Genomic DNA, 1,473 nt, shown 5'->3' with positions numbered 1-1,473 from the left:
CGCCTCCTGCGCCTGCGCGGGGGCCGACGGGACGAGGGACGCCAGCGCGAACAGCGAGGCGCCGGCCAGCACGAGGCTGCGCAGGTCCGGAGTTGGGCGGAGGGCGGAACGACACATGGGACTGAGGGGCCTTGCCAGGATGCGGACAGCAGAGGTCAATCGCTGCGAAACAGGCTTCGCGGCGTTGTTTGGAATAATGCTAAACTGATGTTCTAATTGGCTTTTCTGGATCTTCGTTACGGCCGGGGCCTGGCGCGCACAAGGCCTCGGCGGACGGATGCGCCCGCCTGTGGCCTGCACGCCACGGTTGGTGCCGGCACCGCGGGCTTCGCTCGGTTCGATCGGTCTCGACCGGCCTCAGCGCGGGCGCGCGGCGATCCAGCCGATCAGCGCGTCGGCGACCGCGTCGCTGTTCTTCTCCAGCATCATCATGTGGCCGTTGCCGCGCAGGCCCGCCTCGGCGAGCTTGAGGCTGTCGGGCCGGGCGCCGGCCTGGGCGAGGAAGGCGGTGGTGCAGTCGTCGACGGCCGTGCGGAACGAAGCCTCGGCGGTGACGATCACCGCGGGCACGCGGGCGAGGTTCGGGAGGCTGCGCACCGGCTCGCCCTGGAGCCAGCAGCGGATCCGCCCCTCGGCCGCGGGCGCCTTGGCCTGCATCACCACGAGATCCTCGGGCGACTTCACCGGCGGGTCGAAGGTCAGCGGCACGCGGGTGATGCCGTAGGCGCGGGCGCGCCCGTCGCCCGACTTCTCGTAGAAGTCCTTGCCGCCGCGCAGGCGCACGTCGAAGAAGGGCGGCCCGTTCGGCTCGACCGCGACGTGCGCCTTCACGAGGTCGGGCCGCGCGTCCGAGACCGCCCATCCGAAGAGCCCGGCCTGGCCGTGGGTGACGAGCACCGCGGGCCCGATCTTGTCCAGCAGGGCGATCAGCGCCGGGTCGACCAGCTCCTCGGTCTGCTGCGCGCCGGCGAGGTAGGGCACCTGGCTCGCGAAGAACTGGTCGAAGGCGGCGTTCCCCTGCACCCCGGGGCCGCCCGGCCACTGGGTGTGGAGCTTGGCCTGCGGGAACAGGTCGTAGAGCTCCTGGGCGGTGTAGGTCTCCTCCAGGGCGCGGGTGGAGAACCGGGCGTAGGGGCCGTAGACCTCCGGGTTGGTGCCGGAGCGGCCGCGGCCGACCTGGTCGACGATGTAGACCGCAAACCCCTTCTCGACGAAGCGCTGGGCCCAGCCGGGCCGGCCGTCCGGCGTGCCGAGGAAGTTGACCCCGGTCTGCGAGATGCCGTGGACCATCACCACCGGCCAGGGCTGCGTGACGGCGGCGGGCCGCCGCGACTGCACGAACATCTGGCCGACCATCACGGTCTTGTCGGCGACGCGCTCGTAGCGGCCGCCGACGTAGAAGTAGCCTGCCACCGTCGGAGGCCCGCCGGCTGGGGCGTCCTCGGCGGCGGACGATGGCGCCGGCGCCAGGAG

General features: G+C 72.0%; 1 protein-coding gene. It reads right to left on the bottom strand.

What is annotated here, in order from left to right:
• Positions 1-357: 357 nt before the first annotated feature.
• Entirely contained in the window at positions 358-1,470 is a 1,113-nt protein-coding gene (locus tag FV222_RS25875) for an alpha/beta hydrolase (RefSeq protein ID WP_147763102.1), read from the bottom strand.
• Between the last annotated feature and the right edge of the window lie 3 nt (positions 1,471-1,473).

Source organism: Methylobacterium sp. WL103 (assembly GCF_008039885.1).
Lineage (GTDB): Bacteria > Pseudomonadota > Alphaproteobacteria > Rhizobiales > Beijerinckiaceae > Methylobacterium > Methylobacterium cerastii.
The sequence above is the reverse complement of the archived record's forward strand: the minus strand, read 5'-3'. Positions and strand labels throughout refer to the sequence as shown.